This is a genomic window from Candidatus Polarisedimenticolaceae bacterium, from assembly GCA_036376135.1.
Classification (GTDB): Bacteria; Acidobacteriota; Polarisedimenticolia; order Polarisedimenticolales; family DASRJG01; genus DASVAW01.
On record DASVAW010000179.1, the window covers coordinates 22,075 to 37,783 of the forward strand.

The following is a 15,709-nucleotide window of genomic DNA, read 5'->3' on the forward strand; positions in this document are numbered from 1 at the left end:
GGGCGTTCGCAACCGTGCTCGGAGGGCCCCATGCACGAGATCTCCGTCGACGAGCTCAAGCGCCGGCTCGAATCGGGCGCGGCCGTCACCGTGGTGGACGTCCGGGAACGCCCCGAGCACGAAGCCTGGAGCATCCACGGAAGCGTCAACCTCCCCGCCTACGACTCCCTGAGAGCCGGGCGGGACGAACCGCTGCGATCCCAGGCGGCGAGCCTCCCGGCGGGCCGTCCGGTGGTGGCCGTCTGCAAGGCGGGGGTGATCTCCCGCCGGGCCGCGGCCACGCTCGCACAGCTCGGATTCGAGGCCGCGAGCCTCTCGGGCGGGATGCGGGCGTGGGGCGGGGTCTGGACCGAGGCGTCGATGCCCCTCGAGACCGCCGGGGCCGTCGGCGTCCAGGTGCGGCGGAACGGGAAGGGATGCCTGTCGTACCTCCTCGCCTCGCAGGGCGAGGCGGTCGTCGTCGATCCGTCGGTGGACGTCGCCGCCTACCTCGCGATCGCGGCGCGGCTTGGCGCGACGATCCGCGCGGTCGTCGAGACCCACGTGCACGCCGACCACCTCTCGCGGGCGCGCGCGCTCGCCGAGGCCACCGGCGCCGCGTTGCACCTTCCGGCGAACGACCGGGCGCGCTTCGCGTTCACCCCGGTCCGCGACGGCGACGCGATCGCCGTCGGCGCCCTGCGGCTTACGGCCGTCGCCACCCCCGGACACACGCTCGAGAGCACCTGTTACCGCGTGGACGATTCGAACCTCCTGACCGGCGACACGGTCTTCGTCGGGGGATTCGGTCGGCCCGACCTCGAGCGCGGGGACGCGGGGGCGGGGGAGGCGGCGAGGCTGCTCCACCGCAGCCTGACGCGTCGCCTGCGCGCCCTCCCCCCCGCGATGCGCGCCTGGCCCGCCCACCACGCCCACCCGGTGGCGCTCGACGGCGTCCCCGTGCACACGAGGCTCGGCGAGGCGCTCGACGGGATCGAGGCGCTCGCGATGGACGAGGAGTCGTTCGCACGCTCGGTGGCGGAGGCGCTTCCGCCCAAGCCGCCGAACTTCCAGGTCGTGCTCGCGGTGAACGAGGGGCGAGCGCCCCTCGGCGAGCTGGACCCCCTCGATCTCGAAGCGGGCCCGAACCGCTGCGCGGCCCGTTAGAGGCCCCCGCAGCGAAGGCGCCTCGCGGGGGGGCGCGACCCCGGTCAACTGGCGGATCGGCGACGACGTGATCATTCCTCCCGCGGTTTCGAACGACGAGGCGTTGCGCCGGTTCCCGCAGGGATGGCGGACCCTCGAGCCCTACCTGCGGGTGGTGAAGCTCGCCGATTGAGGGGCATGGCGCACGCGGCGGGGAGTGCGCGTATTCCTGTCCGAAAGACACGAAAGGAGCCCCCCATGCCCCGCATCGCTTCGCTGTTCGGCGCCGCCGCGCTCGCCGTGAGCGCCGCTTCGGCCGCGCCCCTCTACCACGTCCAGGTCCTTCCCCCCGTCGAAGGCTTCGAGTCGGTCTTCCCCACGGCGATGGAGCCCGGGATCGTCGTCGGCACCGCCGGCGGCGATCGATTCGACCCCCTCGGCGTCCCCGTGATCTGGGACGGCACCAACTGGCTCGCCCTCGAGAAGCCGGGGTCCTCGAGCTTCGCCCTCGGCCTCGCCGGAGCCGACCTCATCGTCGGGACTTCCGCCAACGAGCCGGTCGTCTGGCGGAACGGCCGCCGCGCTCCCCTCGCCGCGATCGACGGGATGCCGGGGGGATTCGCCCACGATGCGAACCGCTCCGGAGTGATCGTCGGCTCGGTCGTCAACGACCTCTTCGGCATCGAGGTCCCCGCGGCCTGGAACGCGGCGGACGGCGCTGGGGAGCTGCTGCGCATTCCGAGAAACGCGTCGGTCGGAACGGCCCTCGCGATCAACGCCGGCGGCGAGATCGCGGGGAGCGTCGACGGGACGCCGGTCGTGTGGCCTTCGTCCAAGCGCCCGCCCAGGCGCCTCCCCGTGGTCTCCGGCGCGATCGGCGGAGAGCTGCTCGACGTCAACGATCTCGGCGACGCCGTCGGTCGCGCGACGTTCCCCGACGGCTCCTCGCAGGCGATGGCCGTCTTCGCCGGCGACCGTGCCGCGACGGGCCTCGGGGTCCTCGGAGGGACGTACAGCGCCGCGGGGGCGGTGAACGGCCGCCGGCAGATCGTCGGCGCCTCGTCTTCGCCCCTGGGCGCCCGCGCCTTCTTCTGGGAGGCGGGGACGATGACCGACCTGAACGACCTCGTCGCCTCGACCAGCGAGCCGATCCTCGCGATCGTCGACGCCGTCGCCATCGACGATGCGGGGGAGATCGCGGCCCAGGTCGTCGTGGCCACCCCCTTCGGCCCCGCGACCCGCGTGGCCGTCCTGACGCCGGTTTTCCCCTAGTCCTTGACGGCTCGCCGCCTCCGCCCAGATTCGTACGGCGGAGGCGGCGATGCTCGTTTTCGTTTTCGTACTCGCGGCGGCGGCGACGATCCCCCAGGGCGAGGAGCCCGAGCCGGTCGTCGCCTGCACCCTCGAGTCGGGCGAGATCGTCTTCCAGGAAGGGCCGTGCCCGGTCGTCGTGGCGAAGCCCGCGCCGCCGAAGCCCAAGCCCGAGCCTCCCCCGGCACCGAAGCCCGCTCCGCGCCGCAAACCCGACACGAAGCTGGCGGCGCTGCTCGAGGAGTGGGCGCGTCCTCCCGAGCGCCCCAAGCCGAACGGCCCTCCCGATCCGCGCTTCGCGACTCCGGAGAAAACCTGGGCGCGATTCCTCGAGGCGGTGCGCGGCGGCAAACACGCGCTCGCGGCCGAGTGCCTGGCTCCCGGCGTCGAGCTCCCCGAAAACGGGCTCGCCGATCTCGACCGCGCGCGGCCCCACGGAGCCAAGGGCGACTTCTGGCCGCTGCGCGTGCCCTCGTCGAAGGGACGCGCGCGCTGGATCCTCCTCGAGCGGGGCTGGGACGGCGCCTGGCGCATCGCCGCGCTGTAAATGGGGACAGCAACCTATTTCGGTAAATAGGGACAGTCCCTCATTCCCCGAACCCGCGACGCTGGCTTCGGGTTCGGGGAATGAGGGACTGTTTCTATTTACCGAAATAGGTTGCTGTCCCCATTTACACCTCCATTTCGAACTCCCGCACCCACGGCTCGACGGCGACCTCGGGATCGGCCGGAACGACCCGCAGCAGCCTCCCGATCTGCGAGCCGAGCACGTCGATCTGCGTGGAAGCGGAGCGTAGGCCCGACTCCTTCTCGGCCGCCGACTGAGCCCGCAACATCGCCGCGTCCTGCGCGACGATCCGGGAGACGACCGGAAGGGTCACCGCCTTCACGAGCAGCGACGGCAGCGGCGTCTTCAACAACACGACCGCGTGCACGCGCGTGAGGTGCTCCTCGACGGGCGTGCAACACGCGGTCACGAGGAAATGCGCGTCGTCGCCGAGCCGGTACTCGACCTGCGCGATCGAAGGGAGCTTGAACCGGTCGACGTGGGTCACGACACCGCCGCGCGGCGCGAGCAACATCCCGGCCAATCCCTCCGGTCGAGGCTCCCCGAGATACTCCGCCTGCACCCCGTCGGTCTCGCGGGTCACGCAGACGCGGATCCTCTTCGGCTCGGCGCGGCCGCGGAACAACCCGCGATGGAGATACGCGGTGTGCGGCACGTCGAGGATGTTCTCGAGGGTCGCGTGCAGCCCCGCCTCGAAGGCGAGGGTCCGCCGGATCGTCGCGTACCCCTTCCCCGGAAACGACGGCACGCGGAACGGCCGTCCGACCGGATCGATCCCGACCCAGACGAATCCGTCCTGCTCGAGTGCGGGGTAACGCTCGACCGCGTGAGCCTTCGGGATCTCGCCCAGCAACCCGGGGACCTTCACGCACCGCCCCGTGTCGTCGTAACACCAGCCGTGGTAGCCGCACTCGAGCTTCCCGCGTTCGACGCGACCGAGCGAGAGAGGCACCCCGCGGTGGGCGCACCGATCGGCGAGCGCCACCGGCGCCCCGCCGGCATCCCGGAACAACACGATCGGCCTGCCGGCCACGCGCACCCCCAGCGGGCGATCGCGCAGTTCGGAGCCGTCGGTGAGGACGTACCAGCCGGGGATCATCGCGCGGATGTTACGCTCGAACCCGCCCATGGACCTCCACCACGACGCGATCGTGATCGACCTCCACGCCGACACGGTCCTTCCCATGCGCACGATCGGGTACCGCTTCGAGAAGCGGCACCGCTGGCCCCTCGTCCAGCGGATCGGCTTCGCGCACGTCGACCACCCGCGCCTCGTCGAGGGGGGGGTGACCGCGCAGTTCTTCGGGATGGGGACGGTCCCGTTCCCCGAGAGAGGATGCGCGGCGTCCTGTCTGAGGCAGCACGAGCGCCTGCGCCGGGCGGCGGAGCGAACCGGAATGATCTGGGCGCGCACGGCTGAGGACGTCCGCCGGGCCAAGCGCGAGGGGAAGATCGCGGCGTTCACCGGGATCGAAGGGGGGCACAACCTCGAGGGGGATCCCGCCAACATCGAGCGCTTCCACCAAGCCGGGGTGCGTTACCTCGGCCTCGCGCACCTGACCTCGAACGCGACCGCGCCGACCTCGACGTGGATGGTGGGGGACGACGCGCGACCGCTCTCCGACCTCGGTCGCGAGGTCGTCTCCCGAATGCAGCGGCTCGGGATGATCGTGGACCTCGCGCACGTCGGGAAACGCGCCTTCCACGACGTCGTGAAGCTGGCCTCGCGTCCCGTGATCGTCAGCCACACCGGGATCGCGGGGGCGTACCCGCTCTGGCGGAACGTGGATGACGACCAACTCCGTGCGATCGCGTCAACCGACGGAGTCGTCGGGATCATCTTCGCTTGGCGTTATCTCGGGCGGCGGCGCGGCGGGGTCGAGATGCTCGCACCGCACCTCGAGCATGTGAGAAAGACCGTCGGGGCGCGCCATCTCGCCCTCGGGAGCGACTTCGACGGGAGCGTCGCGCCGGTGCGCGGGCTCGACGGGATCGACCGAATCCCGCTCGTCACGCGGCTGCTCCAGTCGATGGGTTGGGGCGAGGAGGAGATCCGCGGTTTGCTCGGGGGGAATATGCTGAGAGTTCTCGAAGGGAACCCACCACCGTGAAACAGGAACCGGTCTTCGCCGACCTCGGCCTTTCGCCCCTCGTCCTCAAGGCCGTCGAGGACGTCGGCTACGAAGCCCCCTCGCCGATCCAGGCCGAGGCGATCCCGCCGCTGCTCGCGGGGAAGGACCTCTTCGGCCAGGCCCAGACCGGAACCGGCAAGACCGCCGCCTTCGCGCTGCCGCTGCTCTCCCGGCTCGACCTCGCCGTCAAGAACCCGCAGATCCTCGTCCTCACCCCGACCCGCGAGCTCGCGATCCAGGTCGCGGAGGCGATGCAGACCTACGCCCGCCACCTCAAGGGGTTCCACGTCCTTCCCGTCTACGGCGGGCAGGGGATGGACACGCAGCTTCGACAGCTCGACCGCGGGGTGCACGCGGTCGTCGGGACGCCGGGGCGGATCCTCGATCACCTGCGACGCGGAACGCTGAAGCTCGGCGAGCTGAAGTCCTGCGTCCTCGACGAAGCCGACGAGATGCTGCGGATGGGGTTCATCGACGACGTCCGCACGATCCTCTCGCACACCCCCGAGACCCGGCAGATCGCCCTCTTCTCCGCGACGATGCCGCCGGTGATCCGCAAGGTCGCGAGCGAATACCTGCGCGACCCGGTCACCGTGAAGATCCAGTCGAAGACCGCGACGGTCGCGACCGTGACCCAGCGGTACTGGGAGGTCGCCGGGGTCCACAAGCTCACGGCGCTCACGAGGATCCTCGAGGTCGAGGACTTCGACGCGATGCTGATCTTCGTGCGGACCAAGAACGCGACCGTCGAGCTCTCCGAGAAGCTCGAGGCGCGCGGGTTCGCGTGCGCTCCGCTCAACGGCGACCTCACCCAGTCGGCGCGCGAGCGGACGGTCGAGCGCCTCAAGAAGGGGGCGCTCGACATCGTGGTCGCCACCGACGTCGCGGCGCGCGGCCTCCACGTCGAGCGGATCAGCCACGTCGTCAACTACGACGTCCCCTATGACACCGAGGCGTACGTCCACCGCATCGGGCGCACCGCGAGGGCGGGAAAGCAGGGGCAGGCGATCCTCTTCATCGCGCCGCGCGAGCGGCGGATGCTGCGGGCGATCGAACAGGCGACCCGCCAGCCGATCCAGCCGATGCGCCTTCCCAGCCGCGAGGACATCGCCGGAAAACGCATCGCCGACTTCAAGCAGGCCCTCTCCGCCGCGATCGACACCCAGGAGCTCGAGCCGTTCGCGTCGATCGTGGAGAGCTATCGCGAGGAACACGACGCCGACCTCCTCGAGGTCGCGGCGGGCCTTCTCTACCTCGCGCAGAAGGAGAAGCCGTTCCGCCCGGAGGGACCGGCGGTCCACGAAGAGCCTCCGCCCCCGCCTCCTCCTCCGCCCTCCGCCGAAGCCCCGCCGCGCGCGCCGCGCAAGTCCAAGTTCCGGATGCAGCGCTTCAGGGTCGAGGTCGGCCGCGAGCACGGCGTCGAGCCGCGCCAGATCGTCGGCGCGATCGCCAACGAGATCGGGATGGAGGGCCAGAACATCGGCGCCGTCCGGATCTTCGACACCTACTCGACCGTCGAGCTCCCCGAGGGGATGCCCCCCGCCGTCTTCCAGCACCTCCAGAAGGTGCGGGTGCGCGGCCGCCGGCTCAACCTGCGCCTCGTCGGCGGGCGATGATCCTTCTCGGGGCCCGCGACCTCTCGAAGGCGTACGGCGAACGGACCCTCTTCACGGGGGTCTCGTTCACGATCCACGAGGGGGACCGGATCGGGCTCGTCGGCCCCAACGGGGCGGGGAAGTCGACGCTCCTCCGGATCCTCGCCGACGCCGAGCACCCGGACTCCGGGGAGACGACGAAACGCAAGGGGATGCGCGTCGGGTACGTTCCACAGCACCCGTCCTTCGCCGAAGGGGTCACGGTCGCCCAGGCGCTCCAACACGACGACCCGCTCCGGGTCGGCGAAGTGCTCGCGAAGACGGGGTTCACGAACCCCGACGAGCCGGCCGCGACCTTGAGCGGAGGGTGGAGAACGAGGCTCGCGATCGCACGCGCCCTCGTCGGCGAGCCCGACCTGCTCCTGCTCGACGAGCCGACGAACCACCTCGACGTCGAGTCGATCGTCTGGCTCGAGGGGATGCTCGCGACCGAGCCCGAGGCGTTCGTGGTGGTGAGCCACGACCGCTACTTCCTCGAGAACGTCGCGGCCCGGATGTTCGACCTCGACAAGGTCTACCCGGCCGGGATCCTGGAGGTGGACGGCACCTACTCCGACCTCCTCGAAGCCCGCGACGCCGCCCTCGCCAACCAGGCGAGTTACCAGGAGTCCCTCGCCAACCGCGTCCGCACCGAGATCGAGTGGCTGAAGCGAGGGCCCAAGGCGCGCCGGACCAAGGCGAAGGCGCGCATCACGGCGGCGGAGCAGAGCATCGACGAGCTCGCCGCGGGGCGGGAGCGGATGCGCACCGCGACCGTCGGGATCGAGATCGCCGGGTCGGGAAGGAAGACCAAGCGCCTGTGGTCGTGCAAGGGGCTCACGAAGCGTTTCGGGGAGCGCACGATCGTCGACCGGCTCGACCTGCTGCTCGTTCCGGGGCAGCGCCTGGGGGTCTTAGGCCCGAACGGCTCGGGGAAGACGACGTTCCTGAGGATGGTGGTCGGCGACCTCGCCCCCGACGCCGGGACGATCGAGAAGGCGGAGGGGCTGCGGGTCGCCTACTTCGACCAGAACCGGCGCGGGATCGACCCGACCGTCTCGCTCCGCCGCGCGCTCGCCCCGGACGGGGATCTCGTGATCCACGGCGATCGCCCGGTGCACGTGGCGTCGTGGGCGAAGCGGTTCCTGTTCCGGACCGAGCAGCTCGAGACCCCCGTCGCGCGCCTGTCGGGAGGGGAGCGTGCGCGGATCGTCCTCGCGCGTCTGATGCTCCAGCCGGCCGATCTCCTCGTCCTCGACGAGCCGACCAACGACCTCGACATCGGGACCCTCGAGGTCCTCGAGGAGACGCTCCTCGAGTTCCCCGGGGCGCTCGTCCTCGTGACCCACGACCGCTACCTGACCGAGCGGGTGGCGACCGAGATCGTCGCCCTCGACGGGAGCGGGAAACTCGAGCGCTTCGCCGACACCGCGCAGTGGCTCGAGTTCCGCAGGCGCCAGGTGCTCGCGGAGCGTGCGGCGCCGCCCCCGCCGCCGAAGGCCGTCCCGAAGAAGCTCCACTACCAGGAGCAGCGGGAGTGGGAAACGATCGAGGCGAAGATCCTCGAGGCGGAAACGGCGGCCGCGCTCGCGAAGGAACGCGCCGAGGACCCCGCGATCGCGACGAACGCCGACGAGCTCCACGCCCGCGGACTGGCGTGGGAGCAGGCGCAGCGGGAAGTCGACCGGCTTTACGCCCGCTGGGCCGAGCTCGAGGAGAAACGGAACGGATGAAGCTCTGGATCGACGGCGACGCCTGCCCGCGCGCGGTGCGCGAGATCGTCTTCCGCGCGGCGGAGCGCCTTCAGATCGAGGCGATCGTCGTCGCCAACCGCGAGGCCCGCGTTCCGCGCTCGCGTTTCATCCGCGCCGTCAAGGTCCCGAAGGGGTTCGACGTCGCCGACCGCCACATCGTGGACCAGGTGGAACCCGGCGACGTCGTGATCACCCAGGACATCCCGCTCGCGGCGGACCTCGTGCCGAAGGGGGTCCACGTGATCTCGACCTACGGCGAGGCCTTCACCGAGGAGAACATCGCTGAGCGCCTGGCCACCCGCGACCTGCTGCAGGGGCTCCGGGACCAGGGGGCCGTCCTCGGCGGGCCGGCGCCGTTCGGCGAGGCCGACAAACGCAAGCTCGCGAATGCGCTCGACCGGATCCTGACGCGCTACCGGCAGTAACCCGCGTCGAAGAAGTAGGTCAGGGTGTAGGGAACGCACTCGAATCCGGGCGACCCGACCCCGCGCACCCGAACGTAGGTGATGTAGTTGTCCGTCAGGGTGCAGTCGCCGTCGAGGAGCACGCGCAGGGACTGCGAGGTCCCCGCGGGGACCGTGACGCACGAGGCGAACGAGCAGGATCCGACGTTCACGCAAAGCTCGTAGCTCCCCGCGCTCGCGGGGACGGTGAGCGTGACGTCGAGGTTGTAGTCCTCGTCGAACGAGAACGCGCCGCAGGCGCACGAGGAGTCCGTTTCGGTCGCCGTGAAGCGGAAGAGGTCGGCGTCGCCGGAGGGATAAACCGTCATCGTGGAGTACGTCCGCGTCTGATCGCTTCCGACGTTCGACAACGCCGCGAACGACGTGCAATCGGGGTTGGGCTCGAGCGAGTCCGAGAACGCCCCGTTGTCCACGGTCCCGTCGCAGTTGTCGTCGACGTCGTTGCAGGTCTCCGTCGTCGGGTTTCCCGGGGTGCAGGTGTTCGGCGCGCCGTTGATGCACTGGTTGACGGTGACCTGGCAGGCGCCCACCCCGCAGGACTGCGTACCGGGGTTCACGTTCGTGCACGACCCCGCCGTGGTCCCCGAGCACGTCGCGAGGTTGGGATCCTGGCAGGTCGGATGACACGTGAGAGTCGTCGGGCCCGCGGTCGTCTGCGCGCCGCACTCCTGCGCCTGCGTCCGGCAGGCGAACGCTCCGTCGCACGTCGCCTGCGAGGCGGAGACGTCGGCCTTGCGAAGGCACGAGTCCCCCGACCATCCCCAGTAATACCCGGTGCAGGAGACGCCGGCGCACTCGGCGTCGGGATCGGTCCCTGCGGGGATCGCGCTGCAGGTGCCGGCATTCCCGGCGAGATCACACGCTGCGCAGACCCCGACGCAGGAGCCGTCGCAGCAGACGTCGTCCGTGCAGCTCAGCCCGGGCGAGCACTGGCTCGGGGCCGAGCAGAACCCGCCCTGCCCGACGTCGGGGACGCAGGTCCCCGCGTCGCAGTGCTCGCTCGCGGGGCAGTCGGTGTCGAAGACACACCCGGTGCAGCCGTTGTCGATGGTGCCGTCGCAGTCGTCGTCGATGCCGTCGCAGATCTCCGGGGTCGGGGTCACGCAGGTCCCGACCACTCGATAGAACAGGAGCTTGTCGGCAGGTGGCGTGTCGGTCCACGCGGAGCCGGTCGTCTGGCCGAGCCAGTTCGCGGCGTCGACGATTCCCCCCGGGCTCGAGGATCGGTAGACGTCGAACGGGCCGGCCCCGCCGGTCCAGGTCAACTGGACTTCGCCGACGTTGGGGCCACGGTCGACCCGAAGGGCGACGTCGTCGGCCGCGAAAGCCGACAACCCCGCCAGTACGGCGGCGAGCACGAAGAGAGCGCGCACTCCCGGGGCCTGGAGCATGACAACCAGATACGCGCAGTTCGGCGCGGGGCAAGCCTTTTCCCAGGTCATCCCTTGCGCAGCTTCGCCGCCTGGTCCCTCGCCTTCCCGGCCCGGTCGTCCTTGGGGAACCGCCTCGCGAACTCGTCGTAGTGGGTTGCGGCTTCCCCCTTGCGGCCGAGCTTCTCCAGACACGCCGCCATCGAGTAGCGCGTGTTGCGCGCGTCGGGCTGCTTCTCGAGCACCCGTGCGTAGCTCTCCACCGCCCCCGCGCAATCCCCCAGAGCGCTTCTCGCCTCGCCGCGCAGGAAGTCGGAGGTGTATTCGCCGGGCTTCTCGACCTTCGCGAGGCGTTCGATCACCGGAAGCGCCGCCGCGGGGTCCTTCTTGGCGCGGATCAACTGGAAGGCGTGCGCGGTCATCGCGGAGGTGGGGCTCGCCCCCGTCCCGCCTGCGGTCTCGGCCGCGACGTAAGCCTTCGACATCGCCGCCCAGTCCTCCTCCTTCGCGGCGACCTCGCCGAGCATCATCCGGCCGCGGAAGGCGCCGGCCGGAAGCGCCGCCGTCGCCTGCGCCTGCTCTCTCGCCCTTTCGACGCTTCCGCCCGCGATCCCCGGTGCCTCGAGGTAGAACCGGAACAACGCCTGGCGCGCGCGGACGTTCCCCGGGTCGAGCGCGATCGCCTTCTCGAGCGCCGCCTTGCCCTTCGACGCGGCGCTCATCTTCCCGAGCATCCCGACCTCGTCGATCGTCTCGAAGACCGAGGCGCCGTACCAGTACTGGTACTCGGAGCGGGCGGGCTCGGCCGCCGCCACCGCCTCGAACAGGGCCTTCGCCTCGGACTGATTTCCCGAGTACATCAGGGCGATCGCGCGGCCGAACCTCCAGCGGGTGTTCGCCGGTTCCTGCTTCGCCGCGGCGTCGATGAGGGCGGTCGCAGCCTCGAGGACCTCCTTCGACGGGCGCGGTCCGTCGGCTGCGAGGAGGGCGACCGCCTCCTCCGCGGTGGTCAGGGACACGGCGGCGGCGAGCAGGATCGAGAGCATCGCGATTCTCCGTCCCCCCATCAGGGGACATGACCGGGGCCCGGGGCTCGCGGATCGTATACGCGGAGGTTCCGTCATGCGATTCCTCACTTCGTTGCTCGTCGTCGCGAGCGCGTTTCCCGCCGCGGCCGCCCCCGAACGTGCGTGGGAACAGAAGGTCCGGGACGGAATCGCCGCGCTCGAGTACCGATTCTCGTGGCACGACGGGCTCCTCCAGGCCCCCAACCGCGCGCACGACTTCCGGACCTCGATCCGGCCGGCCGGCTTCGAAGTCGTCTCGAGGACGGAGGGTCCGGACAAGCTCCGCTTCGCGCTCGAGTTGCGATCGATCGGCCGCGGCGGATTCCGCGTGGAGACGGGCGACGGGATGCTCTCCCCGGGCGATCCCCGCGTCGAGCTCCGCCGTCCGGGCGGCATCACGGAGTGGTTTCTCAACGACACGAAGGGCCTGAAGCACGGCGTCGACCTCGCCGCCCCTCCTCGCGGAGACGACGGCGAGGTCGTGCTCGAGCTCTCGCTCGCCGGGAACGTCACGGCGTTCCCCGAAGGCCCGAGTGCCGTGTCCCTGCGCAACCCACAAGGCAGTCCGGTCGTGCTGTACGGAGGCCTCGCCGTGTTCGACGCGCGCGGCGAGGCCCTTCCGTCCCGATTCGAGATCGGCCTCGGCGTGCTGCGGATCGTCTTCGACGACCGTGGCGCGACCTACCCCGTCACGGTCGATCCCCTCGCGAGCGCGCCGTCGTGGAGCTTCGAGCCGAACCAGGCCGGCGCCCGGGCGGGAAACGCCGTCTCGACGGCGGGAGACGTGAACGGCGACGGCTATTCGGACCTGATCGTCGCCGCAGGGGCGTACGACGAGCCGGGGCTCGTCGACGCGGGCAGGGTCTTCCTGTTCCTCGGGAACGCTTCGGGGAACCCCGGCGCGCCCGTCGGCGGTTTCTCCGCCGATCAGGCCGGCGCGAACCTCGGCTGCTCGGTCGCGGCGCTCGGGGATGTCAACGGCGACGGCTACGACGACGTCGCGGTCGGCGCGTTCACCTACGACACGCAAGGGATCCCCGACCGCGGGCGCGTCTACGTCTTCCTCGGCGGCCCGTCGGGGCTCGACTTCTCGCCGGCGCGGATCCTCGACGGCGCGCAGACGGCCGAGTATTTCGGCGTGCGCGTCGCGGGGGCCGACGTCAACGGCGACGGGTACCGGGACCTGATCGTGGGCGCGTTCGGATACGACATCCGCTCGCCGTTCGTCGTCCCCGACGTCGGCAAGGTGGCGGTCTACCTCGGGAGCGCGTCGGGGATCGCGACCTCCCCCGTGTGGCAGCGCATCGGTGAGGTCGAATCCGAGCAGCTCGGCGCGGGCCTTGCCGGGCTCGGGGACGTGAACGGCGATGGGTACGAGGACTTCGCCGCCGGCGCGACCGGCTGGGACGGTCCCCAGGGAGGTCAGGACAATCGCGGCGCGGTCGACGTGATCCACGGCGGTCCGGGGACCCCGTCGCTCGGAGTCCGCATCGTCGGCACGCAGAACGGAGCGCAGCTCGGGAACGCCGTCGCCGGCGGAGATTTCGACGGGGACGGGTATGCGGATCTCGCCGTGGCCTCGATGACCTGGGCCGGAGCGACGTCGGACGAGGGGATGGTGCAGGTCTACCGCGGCGGCGCGGGGGGCATCGGCGCGGGGTCGCCGTGGTGGACCCGGGTGGGAGGGGTCGAGAACGCGCAACTCGGCTTCTCGCTCGGGACCGTCGACGCGAACGGCGATGGGCTCGCCGATCTCCTGATCGGCTCCGACGTGTGGGACGACTGGGACACCGTCGTGGATGTCGGGCAGGTGTCGATGCACCACGGACGCAGGGGCGGGTTGTCGGCGACTCCCGACTGGGTGCGGACCGGGACGCAGAACTTCGCCTACCTCGGCGTGGCGGTCGCGTCCGCCGGCGACGTCAACGGCGACGGCTTCGGCGACGTGGTGATCGGCGAGTACGGCTGGGACGGTCCCGACTTCGACGAGGGACGGGCGACGCTCTACCTCGGCTCCGCCGGCACGCCCCAGGACGCGTTCGGCGTGAAGCTGGGAACCGGCGCCGGCACGGAGCAATACGGCTACTCCGTCGCCTCGGCGGGGGACGTCAACGGCGACGGGTACGCCGACGCGATCGTGGGGGCGCCCTACTACGACAGCGGCCAGGTCGCGGAGGGGAAGGTGTTCTTCTACCCGGGCGGGCCGTCCGGCCTCACGAACGCTCCGACGTGGGTCTGGGAGTCCAACCAGGCCGAGGCGGTGTTCGGATGGGCCGTCGCCGGCGCGGGGGACATCAACGGGGACGGGTACGACGACCTGCTCGTCGGCGCGCCCTACTACGACGCCCCCCTGGCCAACGAAGGAGCGGTCTTCCCCTTCTACGGCAGTCCGTTCGGACCCGACGTCGCGGGCACCGTGATCCTCTCCGGCCAGGCGGACGCGCGCCTGGGATCCTGGGTCGCCTCGGCGGGGGACGCGAACGGAGACGGCTTCGGCGACGTCGCGCTGGGAGCGCCGTACACCGACCTCGGCTCCAACGTCAACGCGGGGCGCCTGCTGGTCGGCTACGGTTCTGCCTCGGGCATTCCGCCCGCCTTCCGGGCGGTCGACGGCGGGCAACCCGGAGAGCTGATGGGTTTCGCGTCGGCGGCCGGCGATTTCAATCGCGACGGGTATTCCGATCTCCTCGTCGGCGCACCGGGCTACGACCTGAACTACGGGCAGGAGGGAAGGGCCCTGATCTTCGTGGGAGGCCCGGGTGGACTCGGCGCGGGTGCGGTGTGGTCGCGCAGCGGAAGCGGCGTGTCCCAGGCGAGCGCCGACATCAACTACGGGAATTCGGTCGCCGCCGTGGGCGACGTGAACGGCGACGGGTATGGGGACTGGGTCGTCGGCGCGCCGGGGGGCCTGCGCAACGGAGGTCCGCCGTACGAAGGGGTCGCGGTCCTCTATTACGGTGCGGCGAGCCTCACCGGTCTGCTCGAGGGTTGGGCCACCGAAGGCGACCAGGACCACGCCGGGTACGGACGAAGCGTCGCGGCGGCGGGGGACGTCAACGGCGACGGATACGACGACTTCGCCGTGGGCGCACGCGACTGGGACGAAGGGGCGTCGGGTACCCAGGGCAAGTTGTGGCTGTACCTCGGATCTCCGGTCGGGGTCTCCAGCGCCGCGTCGTGGACGCAGACCGGAGGCGTGACGAACGGATTCGCCGCTTCGGCCTCGGCCGGGGACTTCGACGGCGACGGGTTCTCCGATCTGCTGGTCGGCGCGCCGTACGAGTCGCTGAACAGGGGAGCGGCTCACGTCTACTACGGCAACGGCGGGCGTGGCGCGCGACGCCTCGGGCGTCAGGCGTACCAGGGGAACGTGCTGCGCCCGGTCGCGGCGCTCGGGATGATGGACACCACCGGATTCAACGCCAGGATCGAAGCGGGGAGCCCCGCGGGGCGCTCGCGCGTCGCGGTACAGGTCGAGCCGAAGCCGTTCGCCGTTCCCTTCGACGGGCTCGGCGTCGGGAGCGACGGCTCCCAGATCATGGGACCGGGGGGCGCCCCGGTTTCCTTCGCCGTCACCTTCGCCGCGCTGGCGGTGAACACGCCGTACAAGTGGCGTTACCGCGTGCGAACGGCGAATCCCGCCTTCCCGAGGACACCGTGGCTCGCGTTCCGTGCGATGGGGAGCACTCAGACCGACTTCCGCACCGTGTGCGGGCTCTGGTATGGCGACGCGGACGGCGACGGTTACGGCAGGTCGTCCGACGTGTCGACCGCGTGTTCTCCCCCCGCGGGGTACGTCGCCCAGAGCGGCGATTGCGACGACGGAAACGGGGCGATTCATCCGGGAGCGGCGGAGCTTTGCGACGCCGTGGACAACGACTGCGACCGCGTCGTGGACGACGGAGCCCCGCGCCCGCTCGTCACCGGACTCGTCGCGACCAAGATCCCCGATCCCTCGCCGTACAAGGTGAGCTGGAGCTGGACCGCCGCGCCCGGGGCCACGTCCTACGACGTCCTGAGGATCTGGCTCGACGACGTCCGCGCGATCGGAGGATTCACCGTGGACGCCGACTGCGCCTGCACCGCGGACGACCTGGTCGGAACGTCCGTCGTCGAGGAAGGCTCGATCGGGGTCCCGCCCCCGTGGAGCGAGGCCTACCTCGTCCGGGCGAACTCGGTCTGCGGGGCGACGTACGACAGCGGCTCCCCGTCCCAGGCCTTCTCCCGCGACGGCGTGAGCGCGAATCCGGGAGCGTGTCCCTGAACGGGGGCGCGCATAATCAC

At 71.0% G+C, this 15,709-nt stretch carries 12 protein-coding genes; 9 read left to right on the top strand and 3 right to left on the bottom strand.

Features of this window, described 5'->3' with window-relative positions; genetic code table 11:
• The first annotated feature begins 30 nt into the window (after positions 1 to 30).
• The 4 genes from VF139_19520 to VF139_19535 all read left to right on the top strand — a co-directional run bounded on the left by VF139_19520 (position 31) and on the right by VF139_19535 (position 2,983).
• Positions 31 to 1,146, top strand: coding sequence for an MBL fold metallo-hydrolase (locus VF139_19520; protein HEX6853595.1), 1,116 nt, complete (start codon positions 31 to 33; stop codon positions 1,144 to 1,146).
• Positions 1,109 to 1,318, top strand: a complete 210-nt coding sequence (locus VF139_19525) for a hypothetical protein (GenBank protein ID HEX6853596.1) — start codon at positions 1,109 to 1,111, stop codon at positions 1,316 to 1,318. The genes VF139_19520 and VF139_19525 overlap by 38 nt, the downstream gene beginning before the upstream one ends.
• A gap of 65 nt (positions 1,319 to 1,383) precedes the next feature.
• Positions 1,384 to 2,397 (top strand): hypothetical protein, encoded by a 1,014-nt coding sequence (locus VF139_19530; protein ID HEX6853597.1) that lies wholly within the window; start codon positions 1,384 to 1,386, stop codon positions 2,395 to 2,397.
• Positions 2,398 to 2,446: 49 nt separating this feature from the next.
• Positions 2,447 to 2,983 carry a hypothetical protein gene (locus tag VF139_19535; GenBank protein ID HEX6853598.1) on the top strand — a complete coding sequence of 179 codons (537 nt, stop codon included), beginning with the start codon at positions 2,447 to 2,449 and terminating at the stop codon, positions 2,981 to 2,983.
• A gap of 124 nt (positions 2,984 to 3,107) precedes the next feature.
• On the opposite strand, the gene VF139_19540 is transcribed toward VF139_19535, so the two are convergent.
• Positions 3,108 to 4,103, bottom strand: a complete 996-nt coding sequence (locus tag VF139_19540) for a Rieske 2Fe-2S domain-containing protein (GenBank protein HEX6853599.1) — start codon at positions 4,101 to 4,103, stop codon at positions 3,108 to 3,110.
• 7 nt (positions 4,104 to 4,110) lie between these two features.
• Between VF139_19540 and VF139_19545 the strand changes: the two genes are divergently transcribed.
• Genes VF139_19545 through VF139_19560 form a run of 4 tightly spaced genes read left to right on the top strand, consistent with a single transcriptional unit; the run spans position 4,111 to position 8,949 of the window.
• Positions 4,111 to 5,115: a membrane dipeptidase gene (locus tag VF139_19545; GenBank protein HEX6853600.1), complete on the top strand. Its 1,005-nt coding sequence runs from the start codon at positions 4,111 to 4,113 to the stop codon at positions 5,113 to 5,115.
• The gene (locus VF139_19550) at positions 5,112 to 6,752 is read left to right on the top strand and encodes a DEAD/DEAH box helicase (GenBank protein HEX6853601.1); all 1,641 of its coding nucleotides are present in this window, start codon (positions 5,112 to 5,114) and stop codon (positions 6,750 to 6,752) included. Before VF139_19545 ends, VF139_19550 begins: the two co-directional genes overlap by 4 nt.
• Positions 6,749 to 8,503: an ABC-F family ATP-binding cassette domain-containing protein gene (locus VF139_19555; protein ID HEX6853602.1), complete on the top strand. Its 1,755-nt coding sequence runs from the start codon at positions 6,749 to 6,751 to the stop codon at positions 8,501 to 8,503. The genes VF139_19550 and VF139_19555 overlap by 4 nt, the downstream gene beginning before the upstream one ends.
• Positions 8,500 to 8,949 (top strand): YaiI/YqxD family protein, encoded by a 450-nt coding sequence (locus tag VF139_19560; protein ID HEX6853603.1) that lies wholly within the window; start codon positions 8,500 to 8,502, stop codon positions 8,947 to 8,949. Before VF139_19555 ends, VF139_19560 begins: the two co-directional genes overlap by 4 nt.
• Here VF139_19560 and VF139_19565 read toward each other — a convergent pair.
• Together VF139_19565 and VF139_19570 are read right to left on the bottom strand one after the other, a co-directional pair.
• Positions 8,937 to 10,379 (bottom strand): MopE-related protein, encoded by a 1,443-nt coding sequence (locus tag VF139_19565; GenBank protein ID HEX6853604.1) that lies wholly within the window; start codon positions 10,377 to 10,379, stop codon positions 8,937 to 8,939. The genes VF139_19560 and VF139_19565 overlap by 13 nt on opposite strands.
• 47 nt (positions 10,380 to 10,426) lie before the next feature.
• Entirely contained in the window at positions 10,427 to 11,404 is a 978-nt protein-coding gene (locus VF139_19570; protein ID HEX6853605.1) for a tetratricopeptide repeat protein, read from the bottom strand.
• Positions 11,405 to 11,480: 76 nt separating this feature from the next.
• Here VF139_19570 and VF139_19575 point away from each other — a divergent pair, with 76 nt between their 5' ends.
• Positions 11,481 to 15,689, top strand: a complete 4,209-nt coding sequence (locus tag VF139_19575) for an FG-GAP-like repeat-containing protein (GenBank protein ID HEX6853606.1) — start codon at positions 11,481 to 11,483, stop codon at positions 15,687 to 15,689.
• Positions 15,690 to 15,709 lie beyond the last annotated feature (20 nt).

Coding starts and splice junctions, on each gene's coding strand:
- VF139_19530 (HEX6853597.1), top strand. CDS start 1,384: ATGCCCCGCATCGCTTCGCTGTTCGGCGCCGCCGCGCTCGCCGTGAGC.
- VF139_19570 (HEX6853605.1), bottom strand. CDS start 11,404: ATGCTCTCGATCCTGCTCGCCGCCGCCGTGTCCCTGACCACCGCGGAG.
- VF139_19535 (HEX6853598.1), top strand. CDS start 2,447: ATGCTCGTTTTCGTTTTCGTACTCGCGGCGGCGGCGACGATCCCCCAG.
- VF139_19520 (HEX6853595.1), top strand. CDS start 31: ATGCACGAGATCTCCGTCGACGAGCTCAAGCGCCGGCTCGAATCGGGC.
- VF139_19575 (HEX6853606.1), top strand. CDS start 11,481: ATGCGATTCCTCACTTCGTTGCTCGTCGTCGCGAGCGCGTTTCCCGCC.
- VF139_19540 (HEX6853599.1), bottom strand. CDS start 4,103: ATGATCCCCGGCTGGTACGTCCTCACCGACGGCTCCGAACTGCGCGAT.
- VF139_19555 (HEX6853602.1), top strand. CDS start 6,749: ATGATCCTTCTCGGGGCCCGCGACCTCTCGAAGGCGTACGGCGAACGG.
- VF139_19560 (HEX6853603.1), top strand. CDS start 8,500: ATGAAGCTCTGGATCGACGGCGACGCCTGCCCGCGCGCGGTGCGCGAG.
- VF139_19545 (HEX6853600.1), top strand. CDS start 4,111: ATGTTACGCTCGAACCCGCCCATGGACCTCCACCACGACGCGATCGTG.
- VF139_19565 (HEX6853604.1), bottom strand. CDS start 10,379: ATGCTCCAGGCCCCGGGAGTGCGCGCTCTCTTCGTGCTCGCCGCCGTA.